Annotated in this window: 24 protein-coding genes, 1 pseudogene and 1 riboswitch; of the genes and pseudogenes, 16 read left to right on the top strand and 9 right to left on the bottom strand. The window is 69.7% G+C overall.

The window, feature by feature from the left end:
* Positions 1 to 40: 40 nt before the first annotated feature.
* Entirely contained in the window at positions 41 to 1255 is a 1215-nt protein-coding gene (locus JOE30_RS09475) for a GNAT family N-acetyltransferase (protein ID WP_204866301.1), read from the top strand.
* On the opposite strand, the gene JOE30_RS09470 is transcribed toward JOE30_RS09475, so the two are convergent.
* The 3 genes from JOE30_RS09470 to JOE30_RS09460 all read right to left on the bottom strand — a co-directional run bounded on the left by JOE30_RS09470 (position 1252) and on the right by JOE30_RS09460 (position 4543).
* On the bottom strand, positions 1252 to 2493 hold the full coding sequence (locus JOE30_RS09470) for an MFS transporter (RefSeq protein WP_204870196.1): 1242 nt from the start codon (positions 2491 to 2493) through the stop codon (positions 1252 to 1254). The two genes, JOE30_RS09475 and JOE30_RS09470, sit on opposite strands and share 4 nt — an antisense overlap.
* A gap of 104 nt (positions 2494 to 2597) precedes the next feature.
* The gene (locus JOE30_RS09465; protein ID WP_204866300.1) at positions 2598 to 3026 is read right to left on the bottom strand and encodes a MarR family winged helix-turn-helix transcriptional regulator; all 429 of its coding nucleotides are present in this window, start codon (positions 3024 to 3026) and stop codon (positions 2598 to 2600) included.
* 62 nt (positions 3027 to 3088) lie between these two features.
* Entirely contained in the window at positions 3089 to 4543 is a 1455-nt protein-coding gene (locus JOE30_RS09460) for an NCS2 family permease (protein WP_204866299.1), read from the bottom strand.
* 52 nt (positions 4544 to 4595) lie between these two features.
* On the opposite strand from JOE30_RS09460, the gene JOE30_RS09455 reads away from it, so the two are divergent.
* Positions 4596 to 4859 (top strand): DUF2530 domain-containing protein, encoded by a 264-nt coding sequence (locus JOE30_RS09455; protein ID WP_307806120.1) that lies wholly within the window; start codon positions 4596 to 4598, stop codon positions 4857 to 4859.
* Between the two features lie 139 nt (positions 4860 to 4998).
* Positions 4999 to 5133, top strand: coding sequence for a hypothetical protein (locus tag JOE30_RS21505; protein ID WP_275581294.1), 135 nt, complete (start codon positions 4999 to 5001; stop codon positions 5131 to 5133).
* Here the strand turns inward: JOE30_RS21505 and JOE30_RS21285 are convergent.
* From JOE30_RS21285 to JOE30_RS09440, 3 genes are read right to left on the bottom strand one after another with little or no spacing between them, the layout of a single operon-like run.
* On the bottom strand, positions 5111 to 5662 hold the full coding sequence (locus JOE30_RS21285) for a phosphatase PAP2 family protein (RefSeq protein ID WP_204866297.1): 552 nt from the start codon (positions 5660 to 5662) through the stop codon (positions 5111 to 5113). The two genes, JOE30_RS21505 and JOE30_RS21285, sit on opposite strands and share 23 nt — an antisense overlap.
* The gene (locus JOE30_RS09445; RefSeq protein WP_204870195.1) at positions 5659 to 8379 is read right to left on the bottom strand and encodes a sacsin N-terminal ATP-binding-like domain-containing protein; all 2721 of its coding nucleotides are present in this window, start codon (positions 8377 to 8379) and stop codon (positions 5659 to 5661) included. The genes JOE30_RS21285 and JOE30_RS09445 overlap by 4 nt, the downstream gene beginning before the upstream one ends.
* Complete coding sequence (locus JOE30_RS09440; RefSeq protein ID WP_204870193.1) at positions 8376 to 9197, bottom strand: DUF3027 domain-containing protein; 822 nt, start codon at positions 9195 to 9197, stop codon at positions 8376 to 8378. Before JOE30_RS09440 ends, JOE30_RS09445 begins: the two co-directional genes overlap by 4 nt.
* Before the next feature lie 42 nt (positions 9198 to 9239).
* Here JOE30_RS09440 and JOE30_RS09435 point away from each other — a divergent pair, with 42 nt between their 5' ends.
* The 4 genes from JOE30_RS09435 to JOE30_RS09420 all read left to right on the top strand — a co-directional run bounded on the left by JOE30_RS09435 (position 9240) and on the right by JOE30_RS09420 (position 12845).
* On the top strand, positions 9240 to 10073 hold the full coding sequence (locus JOE30_RS09435) for a glutaminyl-peptide cyclotransferase (RefSeq protein ID WP_204866295.1): 834 nt from the start codon (positions 9240 to 9242) through the stop codon (positions 10071 to 10073).
* Between the two features lie 69 nt (positions 10074 to 10142).
* Entirely contained in the window at positions 10143 to 11822 is a 1680-nt protein-coding gene (locus JOE30_RS09430) for an MFS transporter (protein WP_307806117.1), read from the top strand.
* Positions 11819 to 12328 carry a DUF2771 domain-containing protein gene (locus tag JOE30_RS09425; protein ID WP_204866291.1) on the top strand — a complete coding sequence of 170 codons (510 nt, stop codon included), beginning with the start codon at positions 11819 to 11821 and terminating at the stop codon, positions 12326 to 12328. Before JOE30_RS09430 ends, JOE30_RS09425 begins: the two co-directional genes overlap by 4 nt.
* Before the next feature lie 16 nt (positions 12329 to 12344).
* Positions 12345 to 12845, top strand: coding sequence for a hypothetical protein (locus tag JOE30_RS09420; protein WP_204866289.1), 501 nt, complete (start codon positions 12345 to 12347; stop codon positions 12843 to 12845).
* A 9-nt stretch (positions 12846 to 12854) separates the two neighbouring features.
* Here JOE30_RS09420 and JOE30_RS09415 read toward each other — a convergent pair whose 3' ends face one another.
* Complete coding sequence (locus tag JOE30_RS09415; protein WP_204870191.1) at positions 12855 to 13274, bottom strand: cold-shock protein; 420 nt, start codon at positions 13272 to 13274, stop codon at positions 12855 to 12857.
* A gap of 214 nt (positions 13275 to 13488) precedes the next feature.
* On the opposite strand from JOE30_RS09415, the gene JOE30_RS09410 reads away from it, so the two are divergent.
* From JOE30_RS09410 to JOE30_RS09395, 4 genes are all read left to right on the top strand, one after another.
* Positions 13489 to 13707 carry a hypothetical protein gene (locus tag JOE30_RS09410; protein WP_204866287.1) on the top strand — a complete coding sequence of 73 codons (219 nt, stop codon included), beginning with the start codon at positions 13489 to 13491 and terminating at the stop codon, positions 13705 to 13707.
* A 27-nt stretch (positions 13708 to 13734) separates the two neighbouring features.
* Entirely contained in the window at positions 13735 to 14133 is a 399-nt protein-coding gene (locus JOE30_RS09405; RefSeq protein ID WP_204866285.1) for a YccF domain-containing protein, read from the top strand.
* A gap of 89 nt (positions 14134 to 14222) precedes the next feature.
* Positions 14223 to 15509 carry a glycosyltransferase 87 family protein gene (locus JOE30_RS09400; protein ID WP_204866284.1) on the top strand — a complete coding sequence of 429 codons (1287 nt, stop codon included), beginning with the start codon at positions 14223 to 14225 and terminating at the stop codon, positions 15507 to 15509.
* A 166-nt stretch (positions 15510 to 15675) separates the two neighbouring features.
* Positions 15676 to 15882: riboswitch (cyclic di-AMP (ydaO/yuaA leader) on the top strand.
* 8 nt (positions 15883 to 15890) lie between these two features.
* Positions 15891 to 16478, top strand: a complete 588-nt coding sequence (locus JOE30_RS09395) for a transglycosylase family protein (RefSeq protein WP_027504237.1) — start codon at positions 15891 to 15893, stop codon at positions 16476 to 16478.
* A gap of 58 nt (positions 16479 to 16536) precedes the next feature.
* On the opposite strand, the gene JOE30_RS09390 is transcribed toward JOE30_RS09395, so the two are convergent.
* On the bottom strand, positions 16537 to 16728 hold the full coding sequence (locus JOE30_RS09390) for a hypothetical protein (protein ID WP_204866283.1): 192 nt from the start codon (positions 16726 to 16728) through the stop codon (positions 16537 to 16539).
* Between the two features lie 72 nt (positions 16729 to 16800).
* On the opposite strand from JOE30_RS09390, the gene JOE30_RS09385 reads away from it, so the two are divergent.
* The 5 genes from JOE30_RS09385 (at position 16801) to JOE30_RS09365 (ending at position 23877) form a co-directional block, all read left to right on the top strand.
* Positions 16801 to 19086 carry a helicase-associated domain-containing protein gene (locus tag JOE30_RS09385; RefSeq protein WP_204866282.1) on the top strand — a complete coding sequence of 762 codons (2286 nt, stop codon included), beginning with the start codon at positions 16801 to 16803 and terminating at the stop codon, positions 19084 to 19086.
* A gap of 76 nt (positions 19087 to 19162) precedes the next feature.
* Positions 19163 to 20818 (top strand): DNA repair helicase XPB, encoded by a 1656-nt coding sequence (locus JOE30_RS09380; RefSeq protein WP_204866281.1) that lies wholly within the window; start codon positions 19163 to 19165, stop codon positions 20816 to 20818.
* A 1-nt stretch (position 20819) separates the two neighbouring features.
* The gene (locus JOE30_RS09375) at positions 20820 to 21503 is read left to right on the top strand and encodes a DUF3239 domain-containing protein (protein ID WP_204866280.1); all 684 of its coding nucleotides are present in this window, start codon (positions 20820 to 20822) and stop codon (positions 21501 to 21503) included.
* Between the two features lie 41 nt (positions 21504 to 21544).
* The gene (locus tag JOE30_RS09370) at positions 21545 to 22831 is read left to right on the top strand and encodes a pyridoxal phosphate-dependent aminotransferase (RefSeq protein ID WP_204866279.1); all 1287 of its coding nucleotides are present in this window, start codon (positions 21545 to 21547) and stop codon (positions 22829 to 22831) included.
* The gene (locus JOE30_RS09365) at positions 22828 to 23877 is read left to right on the top strand and encodes an AraC family transcriptional regulator (RefSeq protein ID WP_239532333.1); all 1050 of its coding nucleotides are present in this window, start codon (positions 22828 to 22830) and stop codon (positions 23875 to 23877) included. Before JOE30_RS09370 ends, JOE30_RS09365 begins: the two co-directional genes overlap by 4 nt.
* Here JOE30_RS09365 and JOE30_RS09360 read toward each other — a convergent pair.
* Positions 23866 to 25456 (bottom strand): annotated as a pseudogene (locus tag JOE30_RS09360) (GMC family oxidoreductase). The gene JOE30_RS09365 and the pseudogene JOE30_RS09360 sit on opposite strands and share 12 nt — an antisense overlap.

Genomic DNA, 25456 nt, shown 5'->3' with positions numbered 1-25456 from the left:
TTCCGGCGGTGCATCGGCGCGGCCGATAAGGTCGTCTGCGATGACTACCGACGACACGATCACCATCCGCACCGCCACCGAGGACGACTGGGACGCCATCGCGCTCCTCGACGCCCACGCTTTCGGTGAGCACCAGAACAGCGAGGACATGGAGGAGACCAAGATCCTCACAGCCTCGTCCGAGATCTTCCTGGCGTGCGACGGTGACCTGCCGGTCGGTGTCACGATGCACTTCCCGATGGACGTCACCGTCCCCGGTGGCTGCACCCTGCCCGCGACCGGGGTGTCGTGGGTGTCGGTCGCTCCCACGCATCGCCGACGCGGCATCCTGCGCCGGATGTTCACCGCGCAGCACGAGCGCTTCGAGGATGCAGGTAAGCCTCTGTCGGTGCTCACGGCGAGCGAGGCGACCATCTACGAGCGGTTCGGGTACGGCGCCGCCACACAGGGTGTCAACTACACCATCGACCGCCGCTTCACCGCGTTCCGCAAGGACCTGCCGCCGCCCCGAGGTGCCCGGCTGGTCACGTCCGCCGAGGCACGTGAACTGCTGCCGGAGATCTACGGCCGGTGGCAGCGGCAGACTCCCGGCGCCCAACCGATGCCCCAGACCCGGTGGCACCGGTTCTTCGCCGATCGAAAGAACGCCCGCGGGGGCTTCTCCAAACTGTTCTTCATCGTGCACCCGGACGGGTACATCGCGTTCCGCCGCGGCTACCGCGTCGGGACCGCGGGAGCGCAGGAGGCCCGCATCGTCGACATCATCGCCGCGACGGACGAGGCACGCTCCGACCTCTGGCAGGTGATGTGCGGTATCGATCTCGTGGAGACGATCGAGGTGACGCTGCCCGTCGGGGACCCGCTGCTGACGCTCCTGACCGACCGCCGTGTCCCGCAGGTCACCGGCGTGAAGGACGGCCTGTGGGTGCGGTTGATGGACGTCCCGGCGGCGCTGTCGGCGCGGACGTACGCCATCGACACCGACCTCGTGATCGGCGTGGAGGATCCGTTCCTGCATGCCGGCGGCGCCTATCGCTTCGTCACCCGCGACGGGCACGCCGAGGTCACCCGCAGTGACGACGACCCCGACGTGACGGTGTCCTCGTCCGTCCTCGGCAGCCTGTATCTCGGCGCACACCGCGCTCGCCAGTTCGCAGCCGCCGGCCGAGTGGCGTCGACGTCGGAGAAGGCGTTGCACGAGTTCGATCTCGCGTTCGGCACCCCGAGCCAGCCCCAGATCGGCTGGTTCTTCTAGACGGTTCGGGGTTCGTCGACCCCGACGTCGGGCATCGCGACATCGTCGACATGGGTGCGGCGCACGACCAGCGCCGCGCCCAGGCCTGCGATCAGAGAGACGATCCCGCCGAGCACGAGCGGTGCACGAGGATCGACGACGTCGGCGACCCAGCCCAGCAACGGGCTGCCCAGCGGGGTTCCGCCGAGAAAGCACAGCATGTAGATGCCCATGACCCGGCCGCGCATGTCCGACGGGACCGACGCCTGCAGGATGTTCATCGCGATGGTGCTGAACGTGAGCTGAACGGCGCCGGCCGGGATCAGCATGATGGCGACGGCCCAGAACGCGGGCATCAGTCCGGCCAGAGTCTCGAAGATCCCGAACACCGCCGCGGACAGCACGAACAGACGGATCCCGGGGGTGCCGCGTCTCCGGGCGGCGAGCGTCGCGCCGATCAAGGTGCCCACTGCGAGCACCGTCGACAGGAATCCGTACGCGTCCGCACCCTTGTCGAAGGTGTTGCGCGCGATCACCGACAGGCTCAGCGGGAAGCTGATGCCGAACGTCGACACGACGAACACGGTGGCCAGGAGCACGCAGAGATCCGGCCGCCCCGCGACGTAGCGGAATCCCTCCCGCACCTGCCCTTTCCGACGCGGCGCACGCTCGACGGTGAACAATTCGGCGGGCCGCATGGCGACCAGGGCGCCGAACACCGCGGCGAACGAGGCTGCGTTGACGAGGAACACCCAGCCGGTGCCGACCAGCGTGATGCCCACACCGGCGATGGCGGGGCCGACGATGCGGGCCAGGTTGAACGTCATCGAGTTGAGGCCGATGGCGTTGGGAAGCCGTGCGGGACCGACCATCTCGATGGTGAACGATTGTCGAACAGGCGCGTCGATCGCCGACGAACAGCCGAGGAGCAGCGCCAGGACGTACACGTGCCACAGCGCCACCACACCGCCGACGTCGAGCAATCCGAGCACGAGCCCGAACACGGCGGCAGCGGCCTGGGTTCCCATGAGGAGGCGTCTCTTGTCGTACCGATCCGCCAGCACCCCGCCCCACACGGACAGCACCAGCGTGGGACCGAACTGCAGTGCCATGACGATGCCGACGGCGAGCCCGTTGCCCCCGGACAGTTCGAGAACCAGCCAGTCCTGGGCGATGCGCTGCATCCACGTGCCGATGAGCGAGACGATCTGCCCCGACGCCCACAGTCTGTAGTTGCGCGAGTGCAACGCCTCGAACAGAGAGGGCCGGGCCGCGGACCCGTCCGTCCGCCGATGAAGTAGTTGCACGAAGTACCAATCTACTCCGGTGGCGGAGACCTAGGCCCGAGGTCAGGCGGGGAGCGTCACTCCGACTCGTTGACGATGGCCGACATGATGTCGACCGCGGTGCGCATCGCCACGAGCTGGTCCGCGTCGAGCCCACGCAACTGTTCGGTCAACCACGCCTCGCGGGCGTTGACCTCGTCGTCGATGACCTGACGGCCTGCGGCGGACAGCGAGACGATGATCTGACGACCGTCGGTGGGGTGGGGCATGCGGTCCACGTATCCGAGATCGCCCAGGGACGCGACGACGCGCGTCATGGACGGCGGCTGCACGCGCTCGCGCGCTGCCAGGGTGCCCGGAGTCATCGCGCCTTCGCGTGCCAGCGTCGCGAGAGCGGAGAGCTGCGTGAGCGTCACCTGGCTGGTGCGGCGGCCTCGCAGGTGCCGCGTCATACGGACGACAGCGAGGGAGAGGTCGCCGGCCAACGCACGCAGTTCCTGAGGCATCGCCACAGGATACGGCACGTGCGGGTGCTGAACGACCCGCGCGAGCAGCGGATCTGCGCCGACTACGTGAGCGCGTCCGTGATGGGACCGAGGGCGAAGTACGCGACGAAGAGCAGTGCCACGATGCCGAGAAGTGGGTGGACGCTGCGGATCTTGCCGCGACCGACGGCGAGGACGACCCAGGTGATGAATCCGACGCCGATGCCGTTCGCGATGGAGTAGGTGAACGGCATGACCACGATGGTGAGGAACGCGGGCAGCGCCACGTGGAATTGGGTGAAGTCGATGTCGGCGACCTGCCCGATCATCAACGCGCCCACCACGACGAGGGCCGGTGCGGCCGCCTCGATGGGGACCACCGAGTACAGCGGCGTCAGGAACATCGCGGCGAGGAACAGCACGCCCGTCACCACGTTGGCGAGGCCGGTGCGCGCACCCTCGGCGATTCCCGAGGCCGACTCGACGAAGACCGTGTTCGACGACGCCGAACCCGCGCCTCCCGCGACCGCGCCGACACCCTCGACGACGAGCGCCTTGCCGACGCCCGGCAGCGTGCCGTCCTTGCTCGCGAGCCCGGCCTCCTTGCCGAGCCCGGTCATGGTGCCCATGGCGTCGAAGAAGTTGGCCAGCACCAGTGTGAACACCAGCAGGCTGGCCGCCAGGACGCCGATGCGAGTGAAGGCGCCGAACAGATCGACGTTGCCCACGAGAGACAGGTCGGGGAGATCGACGACGACGTCGGGCAGCGCCGGCACGCTGAGGTTCCAGCCCTTCGGATTCACCCCGGCCGAGGCACCGGTGTCGGTGATCGCCTCGATGATCGCGGCCACCACGGTGGTGACGACGATGCCGATCAGCAACCCGCCGCGCACCTTTCGCGCCACGAGGATGCCCATGAGAAGCAGACCGAAGACGAATGTCACCGTCGGCCACGACGCGATCGACCCGTCGATGCCCAGGCCGACCGGAACGGTGGTGCCGGCGATGTCCGGCACCCGACGCACGAAGCCTGCGTCGACGAGTCCGATGAGCGCGATGAAGGCGCCTATGCCCGCCGCGATGGCAGCCTTGAGTTCGCTGGGGATGGCCTCGAACACGGCGGTGCGGAACCCGGTGAGCGCCAACACCACGATGATGATGCCGTCGATGACGACCAGCCCCATGGCCTCGGCCCAGGTGACCTGAGGGGCGATGGTGACGGCGAGCAGCGTGTTGATGCCGAGCCCGGCCGCGATGGCGAACGGGTAATTGGCGATGACACCGAAGAGGATGCTCATGACGCCGGCGACGAGTGCCGTGACGGCGGCGACCTGGGGCACCGGGAGGATGTCGCCCAGCACGTCGGTCTTGGCCGCCGCGTCGTCGGGCGAGAAGCTGCCGAGGATCAGCGGATTCAGCACCACGATGTAGGCCATCGCGACGAACGTGACGACGCCTCCCCGCACCTCGGCGGACATGGTCGATCCGCGATCGGTGATCTTGAAGTACGAGTCGAGGAGAGACGTCGCGCGAGACATGAAGTGGAGACTAGGCCATGACCCGGTGAGGGGCGCGGGTAGCGTCGGCGCCGTGCGCCCCACCCCCGCCACCCCGCCCGGACTGCCACCGCGCGTGACCGATCCCGCTCCGGTGCTCGCTGCCGGGACTCTGCTGTTCCTGGTCGCCGCCGTCCTGTGCTCGGTGGTCGACTCCTTCTCGGGCGCGGCCGCGGTCTGCTGGACGGGAACCGCTCTGGGCGCGTTGGGGTTCGGACTGTTCGCACTGCAACGCCGGGCTGCTCGCCGCGGCCGACGCACGGCTCAGAAGGGGCTCGTGCACCCGCCCGAGGTGTGACCCTGGCGACAGGTTTTGAGCTCGAAAACACCTTCTGACGTGCTGGAACTCACCCTCGTCGAGGTTGAGTAACACGGACGTAACGTGGAGAATCGGTTATGTCAGTTCAGCTACTCGAGCAACGTCCGGAGAGATAGAAGTGAAGTACGTCGAAAGTTTCCTCAACCGCCGCCGCCACGTTCGGGCACTGCGTGATCTCTACGCACGCGCGAACAACGTGGGCAGCCCCGCGATGCGTGACGAGCTTCTCGTCATCGCCCAGCGCGACCACTGAGTCGCGACACCACCGCGATACCCGCGACACCGACCAGGGCCCCCAGGAGCCAGCCGACGACGACGTCGCTGAGCCAGTGCGCCCCGAGGTAGACGCGGGAGAACCCGATGAGCAGCGTTGCCGCCGTGACCACGGCGGCCGCTGCTCTCGTTCGTTTCCGGGCACTGTCGACCGCGCCGAGCACGACCAGCAGCGTGATGAACGCCGACGCGAAGGTTGCCGACACCATGGCGTGACCGGACGGGAACGAGTAGGTCGAGATGTCGACCAGCCGCTCGGGCACCGGCGGCCGGGTCCGACGGATCGCGTACTTGAGAGCGTTCATGAGGAGCCATCCGGTGAACACCGTGGCCACGAGGCCCAGCCCGAGATGTCGGTGCCCCCGGCGCACCAGCACCAGCGCGACCACCACCGTCACGAGTGCGACGCCCGCGGTGTTGCCCACCGTGGTGACCACCGTCATGACGTCCGTCCCCGCCGCGCTCCGGTGATCCACCATCCAGTCGAGGGCATCCCGGTCCGGGCTCACGGCAGCACCGTCCGTGACACGTGCGTCTCGCCGTCGTCGGTGACCCAGAAGGGCACCGCTCGCTCCACTCGCACGGTGCCGCGACACCGCACCACCAGGTCGTCGTGCAGGACGACGACGTCCGGGACCGCCCACGACGAGATCGCCCGTGCGGCCGCGAGGACGGCATGGGTGTCCACCGTCACCCGCTCCCCCACCGACACGATCTCGACGCTCAGCGCCGTGGACGCCGTCTCCACGTCGAGGAGATCCGCGAGGGTGTCGGCGGACGCCGTCGAGCCGAGCACGGCTCGGTCGACGGGTACCAGGGCGATCCACCGCGGGTGATCGAGGACGACCACCGCGGCGTGATCGGCCACGCTGCCGGCGAGAGTACGTACCGCCTCGGGCGGATCGATGTCGCGCAGATCCACCCGCCCGGAGTCCACCGCCTCGGCGAGGAGCGTGTGGGCCCGGATCGCCACCGCGGGCGACACCACACGATCGGGATCGGCCGCCGCGGCGAGCAGATCCGCCGCCGTGTCGGCGTCGTCGATCGCAGGACCCGCCAGCGCCGCAGCGAACTCGGCGGCCCGGGGATGGTCGACGGGGTCCAGCAGTCCACGCAGGGAGTCGTCGCCGGGCAGACGGAGCAACCCCAGCGGTGTCTCGTTCACCCGCGCGTGACGACGCAGCCACCAGGCGGTGTAGCCGGTCCGGTCCCGCACCGCCGCGGCGGTCACCGGATCGTCGACGATCTGGGTGAGCGCGTCCGCCCAGTGCGCCTCGTCCACCAGATCGAGATCACGCACGGCGACCATGGGACCGGGCTCACCGGAGAGACTGTCCCACCACGCCTCCTCGTCGTCGAGGTCGTGGTCGGGACCCGCGGGTGTCTCGTCCACCACCACGCCGAAGCCGTGACCCACGCCCACCACCCGCAGGGCGTCCGCGCCGTACCGATCGACGACAGATCGATCCACCACGCCGAACGGGCTGTCCCGCTGCAACACTCGCCGTAACGGCGAGTCCGGCAACAGCAGTTCGTCCGCCGCCCGCATCTCGCCGTCCGAGGAGAGCAACGGCAACGACCCGACGGAGCCGATCCTCGTCTCGCCGCCGACGGCTCCCGCGAGGGTCAGCACGTCGTGCACCAGTTCCTCCGGCACGTCGTCCGGATCCTCGAGCATCGCGGCCAACGCGGGGTCGGCGAGCAGGTCGGCCGGACGAGCGGTCCGCGCTCCCGCGCGGCGGAGCAGGGGATGGGCGGCGTCCGGGTGCACCACACGTGCCCACCCGACCGAGCCGAGACGGTCGCCGTCCACCAGCACGACCGTGCGGGGACCCGTGACGGTGCGGCCGTCCGTCAGCGGAACCGGCAGCGCCGCACACTCGTCGACGTCCGCCGAGTCGTGCACGATCTCGGTCAGTGCGTCGTACAGGCGGTGCCACCAGGTCGGCGGCCGCGACACCCCCGACAGGCTCTCGACGATGCCCGCGAGTCCCAGCCGGCGCACACCGACAGCCACCAGAGCCGTCGCCGACGCGCGATCCGATGCCTCGGGTGCCACCAGACCCGGCACGACGTCCACGAGGAGCTCGGCCAGTTCGGCCGAGATCGATTCCACCACTGCGGCGTTCGCGGGACGCACCGCCCGGCCCGCCGTCGTGGGCACCCAGTCGGCCGACTCCAGGTCGCGGACGAGCGCCGCGCGGACCGCCTCGTCGACCTCGGACGCCGGCAGCCCCGGCCGCGGTACCGCGGCGGCCCGATGAGACGCCGGCAGGTCGGCGACCAGTGCCGCATACCCGGTCGCCACGACCGCGAGATCGGCGCCCGGAAGAACCCGTCGACGGTCGGGCTGGAGGGGGACGTCCGCGACCAGGAGCAGCGGAATCGTCAGGACCTCATCGGATCTGGTGGGCGCACGCAGCACGTCCCGCGTCAGTGGCGCGGGTGCGTCCGGCGTGAGGCCGTCGTCCTCGAGCGGGAGAAACCAGCGTGCAGCCGCCGCGTCGCCGCGCCACCATCGTCGGCCGCCCACCCGCACGTCCGTCCAGGCCCCCGGACCCGACGACACCTCGCGCACCAGTTCGGTCCCGCCAATGGAGATCGACTGCAGCGCATCGAGTTCGAGCATCAGGTCGATCGACTCGCGGGCAGCGGCGGACAACACCTCGGCGATGTCGACGACGCCGTGCAGCACGACCTCGGTGTCCCAGCCCGGGGTCGGCACGTCGTCCGACGCCCACGGCAACCGGAGGACGGGAACGCCCTGCTCGGGCTCGCCGAGCCCACGCGCGGCGATCTCGCGGCGCGTCCTCGATCCGTCGAACACGATCGAGCCCGACGTGGATCGGATCTCGATGCGATCGGACACCGCACGGACGGCGGTGAACCCGACGCCGTAACGCCCGACGGACGTGGCGTGCTCGGCAGTCTTGTCGGACGCGCGCAGCGCGGCCAGCGCCTGCACCCCGGTGATCGACAGCGGCACACCGACATTCGCGACGTGCAGCGTGTCGCCGACGGACCACACAGCCAGGCGACCGGGAACGTCGGCGCGGGCAGCGGCATCGGCCGCGTTCTGCGCCAGCTCCGTGATCACGCGATCGCGGTAGCCCCCCACCACCAGATCGGCCTCCGTGGCCGCATCCTCCCGCAGTCGGGTGGGCGACGACGACCAGGCTGCGAGAACGGACTCGCGCAGCGCCTCCGTTCCGAAGGGGTCGGTCAGAGGGTCGACGACGACTCCGCGGGCTCGGTGGCGGCCTCGGTGCTCTCGGGCTCGGTGTTCTCGGTCGGCGTGGTCTCCAGGGCACCGTCGTCGTAGGCGGCGTACGCGGGCGATCCAGCGCCGGTCGGCCCCTCGGTGTCCGAGTGCGCACCGCAGCCGTACGCCGCGTGCACGACGTGTCCGTCCGCAGCCAACTCGTTCCCGCACACGCCGAACGCAGCGCTCAGTGAACCCTGCAGAGCGAGATAGAAACCGCACGTGACGCACGTGCCCGGCGCCGCCTTGGCCATCGGGGAATCGGGACCGAAGTCGCTCTCGGCCCACCGCTCGGCGGCCTCGAGCCGACCCTCGCGGCTCATGACCTGCTTGCGACCGAGACCGAGTTCGAGGGCGACGTCGTCGACGGCGGGATCGCCGGTGGCCAGGTACCCCGGCACCAGTCGGACGTCCTCGTGGCGCGGCGGCAGCAGGTCACCCGGAGCCAGATCGCCGGGCCGGATGCGCTCGTCCCACGGAACCCATGTCGGCGCCACCAGGGCGTCCGGACCGGGAAGCAGGGCGAGTTCGCTGACGGTGACGGTGACGGAGCCCGGGGGCGCTGCGACGACGACCGCCCACTGCCAGCCGCCGTATCCGGGCAGGTCGGCCGCGAAGCGATGGATCGCAGAGGCCTCGTCGACGGCCTCGACTCCGAGGTGGGCTCCGACCGGGCCCTCGCCCGACTCCAGAACGGCGGCCTGCGCCGTAGACACGGCGTCGGCGAGGAGCGGGGGGATCTCGGTCACGACAGGGGCACTCACACCCCTATTTTGCAGCATCGGCTCGCGTCGTGCGCCCACCGGGCCTGACAGGATGGCCGCATGCGTTCGGGTCTCTTGCGTTCAGGATCGAGAGTAGGCCGCGCGATCGCGTCCGGAACCGTCGCCGCCGCGGTGGTGCTCGGTGGATGCGCGCCGGACCCCGCACCGCCCGCCGCGGACGTGCCCCGCTTCGACGTCGAGATCGTCGGCACGTCGCCGCACGACACCGGCGCCTTCACCCAGGGTCTCGAGATCGACGGTGACCGCTTGCTCGAGGGGACGGGCCGCGAGGGCCGCTCCCGCGTCACGGCGTCCGATCGGGAGACGGGTGACGTGCTCACGGAGGCGGACCTTCCCGCACCGCTCTTCGGCGAGGGCATCACCGTCGCCGGCGACACGGTGTGGCAGCTGACCTGGCAGGATGGGATCGCGGTGGCCCGAGATCGCGAGACACTGCTGGAGCGGCGACGCGTCGACTACGACGGCGAGGGCTGGGGTCTGTGCCTCGACGAGTCGAGTGCGGGATCGAGCGGCCGCCTCGTGATGAGCGACGGCACCGACACCCTCACCTTCCGAGATCCGGTCACCTTCGAGCCCACCGGCACCGTGCGTGTGACTCAGGGCGAGCGGCCGGTGACGTCGATCAACGAACTGGAGTGCACCGCGGACGGCGTCTACGCCAACATCTGGAAGACCGACGACATCGTGCGGATCGATCCGTCGACCGGCGCCGTGACGGCGATCGTCGACGCATCGCCGTTGCGCGCCGCGCTGGACGACACCTCCGGAATCGACGTCCTCAACGGCATCGCGGCCGTCCCCGGCACGTCACGCTTCCTCGTGACCGGCAAGTTGTGGCCCACTCTGTTCGAGGTCGAGTTCCGACCACGGTGACCGAGGGACGCCGCCCCTGCCGAGCGAGTCGCCCACACTCCCCGACCCGAGGTGGGGGACAATGACGGGGTGACAGGTCCCGACGATCCGCGCCCCGGTTCGCGACATCCGGGATGGGACAACTACTCGCCGTCCGAGCGACTCCCACCCCGTCGATCGCCGCTGCCTCCGCTGCATCCACCGACGGCCGGCTCGGGCGAGACGATCCCACCAGACCCGACCACGTCGCCCGACCCGACGACCCGCATGCCGAACCAGGACACCGGTCCCCGCCGTCCCCGCGTACCGCGCAAGCTGACGGTCACCCGCGTCGCGGCGATGCGTGGTCGCGAGATCACGGGCAAGGGCATCGCGACGTTCCGGCGCGCCGCTACCGCCGACGGAGCCGACAAGTCCGGTCTCACGGCGCTGACCTACGCGACGATGGCCAACTTCGCCTCGGACGCGGCGATGGCGGTGGCGCTGGCCAACACGTTGTTCTTCTCCGCCGCGACGGGCGAGGACAAGACCAAGGTCGCCCTGTACCTGCTCATCACCATCGCCCCGTTCGCGATCATCGCGCCCCTGATCGGGCCCATGCTCGACCGCCTGCAACAGGGTCGCCGCATCGCGCTGGCCACCTCGTTCGTCCTGCGCGCGATCCTCGCCGTCGTGCTCGTCTTCAACTTCGACACCTGGCTCCTCTATCCCGCCGCACTCGGGATGATGGTCCTGAGCAAGTCGTTCTCGGTGCTCAAGTCGGCCGTCACCCCCAGGGTGCTGCCACCGGACATCGACCTCGTCCGCGTCAACTCCCGGCTGACCGTGTTCGGGTTGCTGGGCGGCACCATCTCGGCGGGAGCGGTCGCGGGTGCCATCGCGTTCGCACTGGGTTCTGCCGGGGCACTGTGGTTCACGTTCGCCGTGACGGTGTTCGGCGCGTATCTCTCCATGCGCATCCCGTCCTGGGTGGAGGTCACCGAGGGTGAGGTGCCCGCGACGCTCGGGTACCACGCCGAGGCGACCACCGGCGCGATCGGTATCGTCCCGGCGCCCAGCAAACGGCGGCAACCTCTGGGCCGCGACGTCCTCACCGGGCTGTGGGGCAACGGCACCATTCGCGTACTCACCGGCTTCCTCACGCTGTACGTCGCGTTCGTGGCGAAGTCCCGCACCGAGCACGAACCGCTCCAGCAGGCACTCATGTTGGCGCTGGTGGGCGCGGCGGCCGGACTCGGCAACTTCGGCGGCAACGCTGCCGGCGCCCGAGTGAAACTCGGTCGTCCGTCGGTGTTGGTGGTGCGCTGCACCGCGGCCGTCACTGCGGTCGCGATCATCGCGGCCCTGACGAACAGTCTTCTCACCGCCGCCCTCGCGGCGCTCGTCGCGTCGGGTGCGAGCGCGCTGGCGAAGGTGTCACTGGACGCGTCGTTGCAGAACGACCTGCCTCCCGAGTCGATCGCGTCCGGCTTCGGGCGCAGCGAGACGGTGCTGCAGCTGAGCTGGGTCATCGGCGGCACGTTCGGCGTGCTGCTCCCCACCGAGTACTGGCTCGGTTTCACCGTGGTGTCGGTAGTCCTTACGATCGGCCTGGTGCAGACATTCGTGACCCACCGTGGCGGCTCGCTGCTTCCGGGCTTCGGCGGCAAGAGACCCGTACGAGCGGACCAGGAGGTGGCGGGCAGCGAACTGCGCCACGCCACCGGTCGGATCCCCCGAGTGGATCAGGACGCAGACCGGACGCCCGCGGGCGAGGACGCTCCGCGATGACGACACGGAAGATGCTGTACGGATTGTCCGCACTGGTCGCCGTCGTCGGCGTCGCCTTCGTGCTGGTGGTCGGCAAGGCGATCCTCGACGCCCCCGAGGAGTCCCCGCGGGTGTCCGCGTACGCCGACGGCCGGTACGAGGAGGTGGAACCGTTCCGGTACTGCCCGGTGCAGGAGCCACTCTGCGACTACGAGGGCACGACCGCGACGATGCCCGTGCGCGAGGGCCATCCGCTGCAGCTGTCCCTGCCGGGCGCCATCTCGGAGAACCCGTGGGGCTTCGCCAGCGTCTACGGAGACCCGGATTCCGGCGACGTCGTGGAATCGGACGAGTACTTCGCCCCCGGGACTCGGAACACGCTCACCGTTCCGCCGGTGAACGAGGACGGACTCGTGCTCATCGGCGTCGAGGTCCGCCTGCCGTCCGGTGTCATCGACGTCGACACCGACCAGGAGGAGATCGTCAGCCACGCCATCTGGTCGATCGCCACCACGACGGCCCTCTAGGACACTGCGGGCTCGCGTGGCGGAGGACCGAGCACTGACCGAGTTCGTCATGAGCCCGCTGGACGCCACGAGACAACGGGACGTCACCGTGGTCGTCGTCGTGGCAGCGGTGACAGTGGTCGCGACCAACACGGTGTGGATGTGGACCTCGGGGTGGTGGAGCGTCGCCGCACTCGTGTTCGCCGCCCCGCTCGTGTGGACGGGCCGAAGGGCTCCGTACGAGCGAACCGTCGTGTACGCGGACCGACTCGAGGTTCAGCGGAGCAAGGACGTCACAGTCGTGATTCCCCGAGACACGATCGAGTCGTTCCGCACGAAGCCCGACGACGAGGGGGGACCTGTCGTCGCGGTTGTCGACGTGCACGGACGACGGACGATGCTCGAGGGAACCGGACATGCCGTCCGGAAGCGATGGCGAGACGGAGTCGGGGCGTACCTGTCGGACGCTCATCGTCGCACGATCGACGCCCTCGTCACCCAGTTCGAGCACTGGCGCACGCACGGCCGCTGGGAGTGACCGCCCGGGTCAGCTGTCCAGTTCGCGGGCGACGGCCCGGACCACCTCGGAGATCTTCTGGGCGGTCTTACGGTCGGGGTACTTGCCCTTGCGCAGTTCCGGCTGCACGGTGGCCTCGAGAAGCGTGATCATGTCCTCGACCATGCCGTGCAGCTCGTCGGGCGTGTGCTTGCGGGCGGTCGGCTGATCGCGGCGGGCGGTGGCACCCGCCTGACGCAACGAGGGCGCGGGGTCGAGAACCTTCAGCGACAACGCCTGGGGTCCGCGGCGTCCGGCGGCCATGCCGAACTCGACGCGCTGGCCGGCCTTCAGGCCCTCGACTCCCTGCGGGAGCGCGGACGATCGGACGTACACGTCCTCACCCTCGTCCTGCGAGAGGAAGCCGAAACCCTTGTCGACGTCGTACCACTTCACCTTGCCGGTCGGCACCGATCTCACCCATTCGTCTCGTTGATCGCGTCACATGAATAATCGCGCCCGTGACCGCCGCCCATGACGGGCCCTGGCGCTCGGGACGCGATGAGTCGATGGTACTCCGCTGCGCCAACGACGAGCACCTCGATATCGCGGGGGCGGCGGCGGGCAGGCCGGAGGCCGGTCGGGGCATCAGGCCGGGAAGGCCGGAGAGATAGTGTGCTGTCTCGTGACCGACTCTCCCCGTACCGGAACCCCGGCGCTCCTGGTCGCCGCCCTCGTCTGTTTCGGGCTGGGACTGCTGGCGATCGTCGTCATGTTCGTGACGTTGCTGGTCTGGGACGATCCGCCCGGACTGTGGATCTATCTCTCGGCGATGCTGTGCCCGCTGGGGTTCCTGCTCGGCCTGATCCACGCCCTGCGGTCGGGCCGCCGAGCCCGGCACTGACACGGCGGAACCGGGCATACTGGTCGCATGCGCCTGCTGCTGAACGTCATCTGGTTGATCTTCGGCGGCCTGTGGCTCGCTCTCGGCTACTTCGTGGCCGGCATCGTCTGCTGCATTCTCATCGTCACCATCCCGTTCGGTATCGCGGCCTTCCGCATCGGGGTGTACGCCCTGTGGCCCTTCGGCCGGACCGTGGTGGACAAGCCCACGGCGGGCGTCGCCTCGGTGATCGGCAACGTGATCTGGATCGTCGTGGCAGGAATCTGGCTGGCCATCGGGCACATCCTCACCGCGATCGCCATGGCTGTCACCATCATCGGGATCCCGCTGGCGTTGGCGAACCTCAAGCTGATCCCGGTGTCGCTCATGCCGCTGGGCAAGGACATCGTCGACTCGGACGCGCCGTTCGTGGCCACGCGCTACTGACCGCGAAGCGCGCCTTCAACAGAACGAACGGTTCCTTCTCGGCGTGGCCCGAGGGGTGATACACGTCGGATCGGTCTACCATCCTGTGCGTGATACTGAAGAAATCCGATGACCGCACCTTCGGATCACACAGGATCTTCGTCGCCCTCACCGTGATCGGTGCCGCCGTGGCGCTCGTCGCGCACGATCGGCTCATCCCGTTCGACGTCCCCAAGTTCGGGTTGTTCCAGTTCGGTATCGACGCTCTCGTGTACCGCGCCGGCGGAGCGACGGTGCTCGACTCGTCCCCGCTGTACGCCCACGATCTGGTCGGCGAACTCCCCTTCACCTATCCCCCGTTCGCGGCGCTCGTGTTCGCGCCGCTCGGGGTGATGTCCACCGCAGCGACCAACATCGTCTTCTGGCTCGGGAACATCGCGCTGCTCTACCTGATCGTCCGGTCCTGCTGGATGGTCCTCGGCTTCCGCGACGACCGCAGTCTCCGCATCGTCAGCGCCGCACTGTCCATCGTCTTCACGTGGCTCGAACCGGTGCGCATGACCATCTGGCTCGGTCAGATCAACCTCGTGCTGCTGGCGCTGGTGCTGTGGGACCTGTCGCGGCCCGAGGGCAGCCGGCTCCGCGGCATCGGAGTCGGCATCGCCACCGGCATCAAGATGACTCCCGGACTGTTTCTGGTCCACCTCGCGCTGACACGGCAGTGGCGGGCACTGGTCGTCGGCGTCGTCACCGCGGCGGCGACGGTGCTGCTCGGCTTCGTCGTGCTCTTCTCCGACGCGGTCACCTACTGGTTCGGCGCCATCTCCGACTCGTCCCGCATCGGCGACATCTCGTCCGGCGCCAACCAGTCGCTGCGCGCGTCGATACCGAGGTGGTTCGGGATGACCGAGGCGCCGACGCTGCTCTGGATCGTCATCGCCGGAGCCGTCTGCGTGGCCGGCCTTCTCGTGGGCGCCGCGGCTCACCGCCGGGGGTTGCCGCTCCTCGGCCTGATCGTCATCGGCCTGACAGCGCCTCTCGTGTCCCCGTTCTCCTGGGGCCACCACTGGGTATGGCTCCTGCCGCTGGTCATCGTCTGCATGGACGTCGCACTGCGTGCCTCGAACCCGCTCGCCTGGCTCCTGCCCCTCGTCGCGAGCCTGCCGCAGATCGCCTGGTTCTGGGTGGCGCCCGGCGACGTCTACGCGATCGGCACCTTCATGCTCCCGCCGTCCAACCGACTCGAGGGCGTGGCGCTGCAGACGGTCTACCCGACCACGGGCGTTCTCGTGCTCGTCGCCGTGGCTGTGATCCTGCGCACGTGTGACGTCGGACACATAACGAAGCGGTCACGAACGGGTGACGAGACGGTGGTCAGCACGTCTTCGCCGTCCTAGCTGCGACGACCCGTTCCCACACCTCACAATGGCGGCGCGACGCGCACACCAGGGGAAGTTATCGAACAGTGACATGTGTGCCCGTTTCGTAATACTGTCCATCACGGCCGGAAGTTCGGCCGACGTCCGGCCCGCCGCGCCAAACCTCGTCCCGCGGGTACCGGACATCCCTCACAGACAAGATCAGGGACGAGGGCGGGGGACCCACACGTCCTTCGTAGATATCCGGCCGGCTCTCGCGGCGCCCCACCGGGCACCGAGCAGTCGACCTAGGGGTGAAGCCTCTCCGCTCCAGCCAGGAGCGCACCGAGGCCGGGCTACCTCTCAGCCCGAATCCGACAGCTGACCTCGCAGGCGCGTGTGGAGAGGATTTCTACCCTTATGAGCGGACGTCATCGCAAGCCGAGCACCACGGGCAAGACCGTCGCCAAGGTCGCCGTCACCGGCGCACTGGTCGGCACCGCAGGTCTCGCATTCAGCGGCACGGCCAACGCAGCCCCCGATTCCGACTGGGACCGTCTCTCGCAGTGCGAGGCCGGCGGCAACTGGGGCATCAACACCGGCAACGGTTTCCAGGGCGGCCTGCAGTTCTCGCCGAGCACCTGGACCGGACACGGCGGCGGAGAGTTCGCGGCCACCGCGAACCAGGCCAGCCGTGAAGAGCAGATCGTCGTCGCCGAGCGCGTGCTCGAGTCGCAGGGCTGGGGCGCCTGGCCGTCCTGCTCCTCGCAGCTCGGACTGAGCAGCGGCCCGACGCAGCGCGACGCACCGGCGACCACGGCGCCCACCGCACCGGCACTCCCCGATCTGACGAGCATCCCGTCGACCGAGCAGGCCGTGCAGGGACTCACCCAGGTCGTCCAGAACTTCACCAACGATCCGGCGATCCTGGGCTTCGTCCAGGCCGCCACCGCGGATCCGCAGGTGGCGAGCTTCATCGCAGCGAACCAGGATCTCCTGCCCCGCTGACCCACACCACGAGAAAGGCCCCCACCGACTGGTGGGGGCCTTTCTCGTGTCTCGCGCGTCAGCGGTTGATGACCGTGTGCGGATGCGCGTAGGGCAGCGAGTCGACCGGCAGCGGGAACTCCGTCTCCTCGCCGAACGGGGACAGGTTTCCGGCGCGCGCCGACATCAGTTCGGTGACGGGATGATCGTCGTCGTCCGCACCGTGCGGCCAGCCCGGGTCGACATATCGCTTCTTCTCTGAGTTCGCCATGGTTCATTTCACCATCCGGAGTAGCGCCTCTGCCAGTCCAGGTCCCCGGACCGGTCTCTACGCTTGACCTCGATGACCGACAACGAGGGCACGCCGGCGGACACACTCACCGAGTGGTTGTCCGCGCGCAGCGACGACGAACTGGCCGAACTGCTGCGGCTCCGCCCCGACCTGACCATCCCGCCGCCGCCCACGCTCGAGGTCCTGGCGGGCCGGTCCGAGCAACGCGCCTCGGTATTGCGCGCGGCCGAGGATCTGGACACCACGTGCCTGACGGTCGTCGAGCTGCTCGCGCACGAAGGGGCCGACACAGCCCCGGTCGCCCGCGCCCGACTCGACCAGATCGTCGGCCGCCGAGCCACGAAGAAGGCGGTCGACGCGGCTCTGTCGGTGTTGCGAGCGCGCGCTCTGGTGCGCGGCACGACGACGCTGACCCTGGTCGCGGCCGCACGCGACGCCGTGCCGTGGCGGGTCGGACGGTTCTTCGACGTCGACGCCTCGCTCACCGCCGAGGTGGTCGGTGCGAAGCTCGCGGAGATCGACGACCGCAGCCGTGAGCTGCTCACCACGCTGACCCGCTCGTCGTCGATCGGCCGGACGCGCGACGCCGCACCCGGTACGCCCGCGGATCGGCCCGTCCAGCGCCTGCTCGCCGCCGGGCTGCTCACCTGGCTCGACGACAACACGGTCGAACTGCCGCCGCAGGTCTCGCAGGTCCTGCGTGGCGAACCCGTCACCGATCCGGTGTCGCTGGCCCCGCCGGCGGCGTCGACCACCGCTGTCGGGGTGGCGGACGTCGACGCGGCCGCCGCCGGAGAGGCCCTCGAGCTGCTGCGGCACTGCGAGGACATCGTCGACTCGCTCTCCCGCACGCCCGCGCCCGCACTCAAGGCGGGAGGACTCGGCGTCCGGGAGATCCGACGCATCGCGAAGGCAGCCGATCTCGACGAGGCGCGGGTCGGCCTGCTGGTCGAGGTCCTGGCGGGCGCCGGACTCATCGCGGTGGGGCTGCCCGATCCGGGACCGCTCACCGACATCGACGACATGTGGACGCCCACCCCCGCGGTCGACGCGTGGGTCACCGCATCGCCGGCACAGCGCTGGGCCACCCTGGCCGGCGCCTGGCTGGACCTCCCGCGGGTGCCGTGGTTGATCGGCATGCGCGATGCGAACGACAAGCCGATCGCCGCACTGTCCGACGAGGCCCGCTCGGCCGCCGCGCCCCGAGACCGGCGGATCGTGCTGGGCGTGATCGCCGATCTCGCCTCGGGCAAGGCCCTCGCCACCGAGGACGTCGTCCGCATCGCCACGTGGCGCAGGCCTCGCCTCGCCGCTCGCCTGGGCGTCGGCCCGGTCTCCCGCTACCTGGCCGAGGCCGGCGCTCTCGGGGTCGTCGGCCGCGGAGCACTGTCCACCCCCGGACGCGCACTGATCGGTGATCCCTCCTCCGCCGCGGCGGCGATGCACCGCGTCCTGCCCGAGCCCATCGACCACGTTCTGGTCCAGGCCGACCTGACCGTCGTCGCACCCGGGCCGTTGACTCCCGAGCTCGCGCAGCGGATGGCGACGGTGGCGGACATCGAGTCGGCGGGCGCCGCGACGATGTACCGCATCGACGAGCGGACGTTGCGACGTGCTCTGGACGGCGGCACCACAGCCGCGGAGCTCCACGCTCTCTTCGCGACCCACTCGCGGACTCCCGTCCCGCAGTCGCTGACCTACCTCATCGACGACGTCGCCCGGCGCCACGGACGCCTGCGCGCCGGGGTGGCGTCGTCCTTCGTCCGCTGCGAGGACCCCGCCTTGCTCGCGGAGGTGCTCTCCTCCCCTGCCGCCGAGGCCCTCGCGTTGCGGGCGCTGGCCCCCACTGTCGCGATCTCGCAGGCGCCGCTGGCCGACGTGCTGGCCGGGCTGCGCGCCGCCGGGTTCGCGCCCGCGGGCGAGGACTCCTCCGGCACCATCGTCGACGTCCGCGATCGCGGTGCGCGCGTCGTTCCCCGTCGCGGTCGCTCGCCCTACCGCACGCCCGCCGTCCCCACCGACGAGCAGCTGGGGCGCCTCGTCTCGGAGATGCGGGCCGGCACCCGAGCCGGAGAGGTGCGCCGGACCGAACGTGAGCGGGTGCGGTCCGACGGCACCCGTGCGTCCGGCGCCGCGACGATCGCGCTTCTCCAGCGCGCCGCGCTGTCCCGCTCACCGATCAGCATCGGCTACGTGGACGCTGCCGGTGTGTCGAGCAACCGCGTCGTCGAACCAGTGACCGTCGGCGGCGGCCAACTCGACGCATGGGACCCCGACGCCGGTGTCATGCGTCACTTCACGTTGCACCGCATCACGTCGGTGGCCCTGCTCGCCTGAACCGCCGCGCCGGTGCAAGGCACAATGGACTGGTTGCGCCCCGGTTCGTCCATGCGGGGCGCGTGAAGGAGAAACCGTGACCGACGGACCGTTGATCGTCCAGTCCGACAAGACCCTGTTGCTCGAGGTCGACCACGAGCTCGCCGGGCAGGCCCGCGCGGCCATCGCTCCGTTCGCCGAGCTGGAACGCGCACCCGAGCACGTCCACACCTACCGCATCACCCCGCTCGCGCTGTGGAACGCGCGCGCCGCGGGTCACGATGCCGAGCAGGTGGTCGACGCCCTCGTGACCTTCTCCCGCTACGCGGTTCCGCAGCCTCTGCTCGTCGACATCGTCGACACCATGGCCCGCTACGGCCGACTCCAGCTGGTCAAGTCGCCCGTGCACGGGCTGTCCCTGGTGAGCCTCGACCGCGCCGTGCTCACCGAGATCATGCGGCACAAGAAGATCGCCCCGATGCTCGGCGCGCAGGTCGACGACGACACCGTGCTCGTCCACCCCAGCGAGCGCGGGCGCCTCAAGCAGATGCTCCTCAAGGTCGGCTGGCCGGCCGAGGATCTGGCCGGGTACGTCGACGGCGAGGCGCACCCGATCGATCTGGACTTCTCCGGTGGCCACTGGGAGCTGCGCGACTACCAGCAGATGGCGACCGACTCGTTCTGGGCCGGCGGATCCGGTGTCGTCGTCCTCCCCTGTGGCGCCGGCAAGACGATGGTGGGAGCCGCGGCCATGGCCAAGGCCGGCGCGACCACACTGATCCTCGTCACCAACACCGTCGCCGGTCGGCAGTGGAAGCGTGAGCTCATCGCCCGCACCTCCCTGACCGAGGAGGAGATCGGCGAGTACTCGGGCGAGCGCAAGGAGATCCGCCCGGTCACCATCGCGACCTACCAGGTGATCACGCGCCGCACCAAGGGTGAGTACAAGCACCTCGAGCTCTTCGACTCCCGCGACTGGGGCCTGGTGATCTACGACGAGGTGCACCTGCTCCCCGCTCCCGTGTTCCGCATGACCGCCGACCTCCAGTCGCGTCGCCGACTCGGACTCACCGCGACGCTGGTGCGCGAGGACGGCCGCGAGGGTGACGTGTTCTCGCTCATCGGCCCCAAGCGGTACGACGCACCGTGGAAGGACATCGAGGCACAGGGGTGGATCGCTCCGGCCGAGTGCATCGAGGTGCGCGTCACTCTGACCGACGCGGAACGCATGTCGTACGCCGTGGCGGAGCCGGAGGAGCGCTACAAGCTGTGCTCGACGGCGCACACGAAGATCGCCGTGGTGAAGTCGATCCTGGCGCGGCACGAGGACTCACCGACGCTCGTCATCGGCGCGTATCTCGACCAACTCGACGAGCTGGGTGCGGCCCTGGACGCTCCCGTGATCCAGGGCTCGACCAAGAACAAGGAACGCGAACTGCTCTTCGACGCGTTCCGCCGCGGCGAGATCAAGACCCTCGTGGTCAGCAAGGTCGCCAACTTCTCCATCGACCTTCCCGAAGCCTCGGTGGCCGTGCAGGTCTCGGGCACCTTCGGATCCCGACAGGAGGAGGCCCAGCGACTGGGCCGACTGCTGCGCCCCAAGCACGACGGCGGGCAGGCGCACTTCTACTCGGTCGTCTCGCGCGACACCCTCGACGCGGAGTACGCGGCTCACCGCCAGCGCTTCCTCGCCGAGCAGGGCTACGCGTACCGCATCACCGACGCCGACGACCTCCTGGGACCGGCGATCTGACGTGCGTACCTTCGACTTTCCCGTCGACCGCGCGCACGCCCGGTCGGTGAACGAGACCCTCGGCGACGTGCGGCGGTTGCGCATCTCGTCCATCGTCTTCGCCGTGCTCCTCGCAGGCGGGGCGGCCTGGCTGTTCGTCCTCGACCATGCGTGGTCCTACATCCTGTGTGCGGTGCTGGCCGTGGCCGCCCTGATGTCGCTGTGGGTGTCCGTGTGGGCGCCCCGCAAGGTCGGGTCCATCGACGAGCTGTACGCCTCGAGCGCGTTGGTGCCGGCCATGGTGTCGGAGACTCGGCCGCGAGGAGCCACGATTCTCGCGCTGATCGACATCGCCAAGCCGGAGACCACCGTCCCGCACTACGCACTCGTCGTCCGGAACGTGCGAGCGCTGCCGGGACACACGATGACCGAGGGTGAGCGCGTCCCGTCCGTGGCCGTGCTGTCCGACCGGAGCGCAAAATCCATCTCGGAGACGTGGCAGATGGTCAGCCCCATGCCCATCGCCTGGGGTACGCGGGACCGGACCGTGCTGCGGACGGCCATCGAGGCCATCGATCCGGTCGAATGGAAGCTGCTGCGCAAGAACCTGTCCGTGTCGGAGACCGTGCGGCAGGCCGAGAACGATCAGCTCCTCATCGACCCCCACGACCTGCCCGAGGAACTGCTGCAGAAGCGCGCGGACTGACGCGTCGAGGGACTCGTGACTCGAACGCTAGGCTCCCCCTCATGGCTGTGACGTCGAACGACCGCGCATCGAACCCGGCCGGCCTCCGGGCTTCCCGCGACTCCGACCCTGCCGGCCTCCGGCCTTCCCGCGACTCCGACCCTGCCGGCCTCCGGCCTTCCTCCCGCACCGTCGCCCGATTGCGCCCCTTCGCGTCCACCATCTTCGCGGAGATGACCGCACTGGCGGCCACGCACGACGCCGTCAATCTCGGACAGGGTTTCCCGGACACCGACGGTCCCGCGCGCATGCTCGAGGTCGCCCGCGAGGCCATCGCGTCCGGCCTCAACCAGTACCCGCCCGGCCCCGGCATGCCGGTGCTGCGCGAGGCGATCGCGCGGGACCGGGCCGGCCGCTACGGCACCGAGTACGACCCGGACTCGGAGATCCTGGTCACCGTCGGCGCGACCGAGGCGCTCAGCGCCGCGATGCTCGGCCTGGTCGAGAGCGGTGACGAGGTGCTGCTCGTCGAGCCCTACTACGACTCCTACGCGGCCGCCGTCGCGCTCGCGGGTGCGCAGCGCCGCACCGTCCCCCTCGTCGTCGACGGCGATCGGTTCGCACTCGACGTCGATGCTCTCCGATCCGCCGTCGGCCCGCGCACCCGCATGATCGTCGTCAACTCTCCGCACAACCCCACCGGAACCGTGTTCACCGCATCGGAGCTGGCCGCGATCGCCGAGGTCGCGTGCGAGCACGACCTGCTGGTCCTGACCGACGAGGTGTACGAGCGACTGCTGTTCGACGACGCCGTCCACACCCCCATCGCCACGCTCCCCGGCATGGCCGAGCGCACCATCACGGTGTCGAGCGCGGCGAAGACGTTCAACGCCACCGGGTGGAAGACGGGGTGGGCCTGCGGACCCGCACCGCTCATCGCCGCGGTGAAAGCGGCCAAGCAGTTCATGACCTTCGTCGGCGGCGCCCCCTTCCAGCCGGCGGTGGCCCACGCCCTCGATCACGAGAGCGCCTGGGTGGATGCTCTGCGAACGGGACTGCAGGCCAAGCGGGACACGCTGTCCGCCGCGCTGGCGCATGCCGGGCTGGACGTCAAGCGCAGTGAGGGCACGTACTTCGTCTGCGCCGACATCGCTCCCCTGGGCGAGTCCGACGCCGACAGCTTCTGCCGCGCGTTGCCCGAACGCATCGGCGTCGTCGCCGTTCCGGTGGACGCGTTCGTCGATCACCGTGAAGGTTGGGACACCCTGGTGCGCTTCGCCTTCTGCAAACAGGATCACGTGCTCGCCGACGCGGCGTCGCGACTGGCCCGATTGTCCGCCACCCCATGACGACCGACACTGTGGCGCCGCCGACCATCTCGGTGGAGTTCGTCCGCACGGCGGTGACACTCGCGCAAGAGACGGGTGTGGACCTGTCCGCCTGCCTGCGCGAGGCCGACATCGACCCGCACGTCCTCACTCGACCCGGCGCCCGGCTCACCACGGACCAGGTCACCCGCCTCACCCGCGCGCTGTGGCAGATGACGGGCGACGAGCTGATGGGTCTCGGATCGGCTCCGGTGCGCCGCGGCACCTTTCGGGCACTCAGTCTGACGATGATCCACCGCCCCGATCTGGGGAGCGCGCTCGAGCGGATGGTGGACGTCGGTCGCGCCTTCCCCGGCGTCCCGCGCGGAGTGCTGATGCGCGGCGGGGGCCGCGCCCGGCTCGAACTCGTCGACTCCCCGACGATGATCGCCGATCAGCTCTCCCCGGAGGCGGCCGAGGCGGCGCAACGCATCCGCATCGAGTTCCTGCTCATCCTCTGGCACCGTTTCTCTGCCTGGCTCATCGGGCGGCGCGTGAAGCTGCTGTCCGTCCAGGTGCCCTTCCCTGAACCGCAGCATCCGTCGCCGCGGGTGTACGACGACATCTTCGGTGTGCACGTGACGTTCGGATCCGACGTCGCCGCACTGGAATTCGACGACGCCATCATGGCGTCACCGCTCGTGCAGACGGAGGAGAGCCTCGAGGAGTACCTCCGCGAGTCGCCCAATCGCCTGTTCTCGGAGCGGGACTACGGCTCCAGCGCGGCGAGTGTGGTGCGACGCGCCCTCGCGCTGGGCGCGATGGGCCGCGCCTCGACCACCACCGACATCGCGTCGATGCTGTCCATCAGCGTGCCGCACCTGCGCCGCCTGCTCCGCCAGGAGGGCACGTCACTGGGTCAGCTGCGCGACGAGGTGCTGCGCGACGCGGCGGTCGCCGGGCTCGAACGAGGCGAGACGGCCGAGGAGATCTCCTCGCGTCTCGGCTTCTCCGAACCCAGCGCCTTCCGCCGCGCCTTCAAACGGTGGACCGGAATGACGCCGGGGTCGTACCGCTCACACGCGTGAGGCGAGCACGAACTCCGACAGCTTCTCGCCGATGAGCACCGACGGTGCATGGGTGTGGCCACGGATGATCGTCGGCATCACGGACGCATCCGCCACACGCAGACCCTGGACGCCGCGCACCCGCAACTCCGGGGTCCACCACCGACGCCGCGTCCGAGCCCATCCGGGCGGTGCCCACCGGGTGGTAGAGGGTGTGGGACATGGTCTCCAGCGACTCGCTCAGCGCTTCGTCGAGTGCCTCGCTGTTGCGCAGCACCGGGCGCACCATCTCCCCCAGTCGCGATTTCAGCGGCTCCGTCTGCGCGATGTCGGCGCAGTAGCGCAGCCCGCTGAGCATCGCCGCACGGTCCACACCGCCCGGGTCGGACAGGTAGCGCGGATCCACGACCACCTTGTCCAACGGTGCGGACGACCGCAACGAGATGCGTCCGCGGCTCTCCGGCTTGAGCAGGATCGACGCCAGGATGGCCGCATGCGAGTCCGCGGGGATCAGACCCTCGTCGAAGAACGGGGCCGGCGCGAAGAGCAGTTCGATGTCCGGGAGGTCGAGCGAGTCGCGGCTGCGGACGAAGCCGTACGCCTCCGCGACGTTGGAGGTCAGCATGCCGCGGCGACGCGCGAGGTAGTTGATCAGCTCCGGGATCTTCTCCGCGGTGAACAGCGTGTCCGACTGCACCCCGTATCCGAGGGCGGACACCAGGTGGTCCATGAGGTTCTCGCCCACCTCGGGGGCGGCGTGCACCACATCGATGCCGTGCTCGGCGAGGTGCTCCGGCGCACCGATCCCCGACAGCATCAGCAACTGCGGAGTGTTGATGGCACCGCCGGACAGGATGACCTCCTTCGAGGCCCGAACCGTGTGCAGCGCACCGTCCTTCGAGTACTCGACACCCACCGCGCGGGTGCCCTCGAACAGCACGCGCGTGGCCTGCGCCTCCGTCACCACGGTGAGGTTGGGCCGCGACATGGCCGGCCGCAGGTAGGCGTCGGCGCAGCTCCACCGGGCGCCGCGCTTCTGGTTGACCATGGTCTCGGTCATGCCCTTGGGCGTGGGGAGATTCGCTCGCTCCGTCGACAAGCCCAGTGCCGCCGCGGATTCGAGGTACGCGCCGGTGATCGACCGGGGACTGCGCTGCTTCGACACGTGCAGCGGTCCACCGCTCCCCTCGTCGGACTCGGTGGCGCCCTCGATGTTCTCGATGCGGCGGAAGGTGTCCACCACGCTGTCGAACGACCACCCGGGTCCCGCTGCCTCCGCCCAGTCGTCGTAGTCGGCTGCGAATCCGCGCACCCACATCATGGCGTTCATCGACGAGGAGCCGCCGAGCATGCGCCCACGGGGCCAGAAGATCCGTCGGCCGGCGAGTTCGGCCTGCGGCTCGGTGTCGTAGTCCCAGTCCAGCTCCGAGCGGAAGAGCTTCGAGAATCCGGCGGGAATGTGGACGAACTTGTCCTTGTCCTCCGGGCCTGCCTCGAGGACGACGACGTCGGTGTTCGACGCGGCACTGAGCCGATTCGCGACGACGCATCCGGCGGATCCTGCGCCGACGACGACGTAGTCGGTGGAAGTCTCGGTCAT

This window comes from Rhodococcus sp. PvP016 (genome assembly GCF_017832185.1).
Taxonomy (GTDB): Bacteria; Actinomycetota; Actinomycetes; order Mycobacteriales; family Mycobacteriaceae; genus Rhodococcoides.
The sequence above is the reverse complement of the archived record's forward strand: the minus strand, read 5'-3'. Positions and strand labels throughout refer to the sequence as shown.

Bases quoted from the DNA above. Each gene is read 5' to 3' on its own strand.
- JOE30_RS09475 (WP_204866301.1), top strand. From the start codon at position 41: ATGACTACCGACGACACGATCACCATCCGCACCGCCACCGAGGACGAC.
- JOE30_RS09465 (WP_204866300.1), bottom strand. From the start codon at position 3,026: ATGCCTCAGGAACTGCGTGCGTTGGCCGGCGACCTCTCCCTCGCTGTC.
- JOE30_RS09460 (WP_204866299.1), bottom strand. From the start codon at position 4,543: ATGTCTCGCGCGACGTCTCTCCTCGACTCGTACTTCAAGATCACCGAT.
- JOE30_RS09440 (WP_204870193.1), bottom strand. From the start codon at position 9,197: ATGCTGCAAAATAGGGGTGTGAGTGCCCCTGTCGTGACCGAGATCCCC.
- JOE30_RS09435 (WP_204866295.1), top strand. From the start codon at position 9,240: ATGCGTTCGGGTCTCTTGCGTTCAGGATCGAGAGTAGGCCGCGCGATC.
- JOE30_RS09425 (WP_204866291.1), top strand. From the start codon at position 11,819: ATGACGACACGGAAGATGCTGTACGGATTGTCCGCACTGGTCGCCGTC.
- JOE30_RS09405 (WP_204866285.1), top strand. From the start codon at position 13,735: ATGCGCCTGCTGCTGAACGTCATCTGGTTGATCTTCGGCGGCCTGTGG.
- JOE30_RS09395 (WP_027504237.1), top strand. From the start codon at position 15,891: ATGAGCGGACGTCATCGCAAGCCGAGCACCACGGGCAAGACCGTCGCC.
- JOE30_RS09390 (WP_204866283.1), bottom strand. From the start codon at position 16,728: ATGGCGAACTCAGAGAAGAAGCGATATGTCGACCCGGGCTGGCCGCAC.
- JOE30_RS09385 (WP_204866282.1), top strand. From the start codon at position 16,801: ATGACCGACAACGAGGGCACGCCGGCGGACACACTCACCGAGTGGTTG.
- JOE30_RS09370 (WP_204866279.1), top strand. From the start codon at position 21,545: ATGGCTGTGACGTCGAACGACCGCGCATCGAACCCGGCCGGCCTCCGG.
- JOE30_RS09365 (WP_239532333.1), top strand. From the start codon at position 22,828: ATGACGACCGACACTGTGGCGCCGCCGACCATCTCGGTGGAGTTCGTC.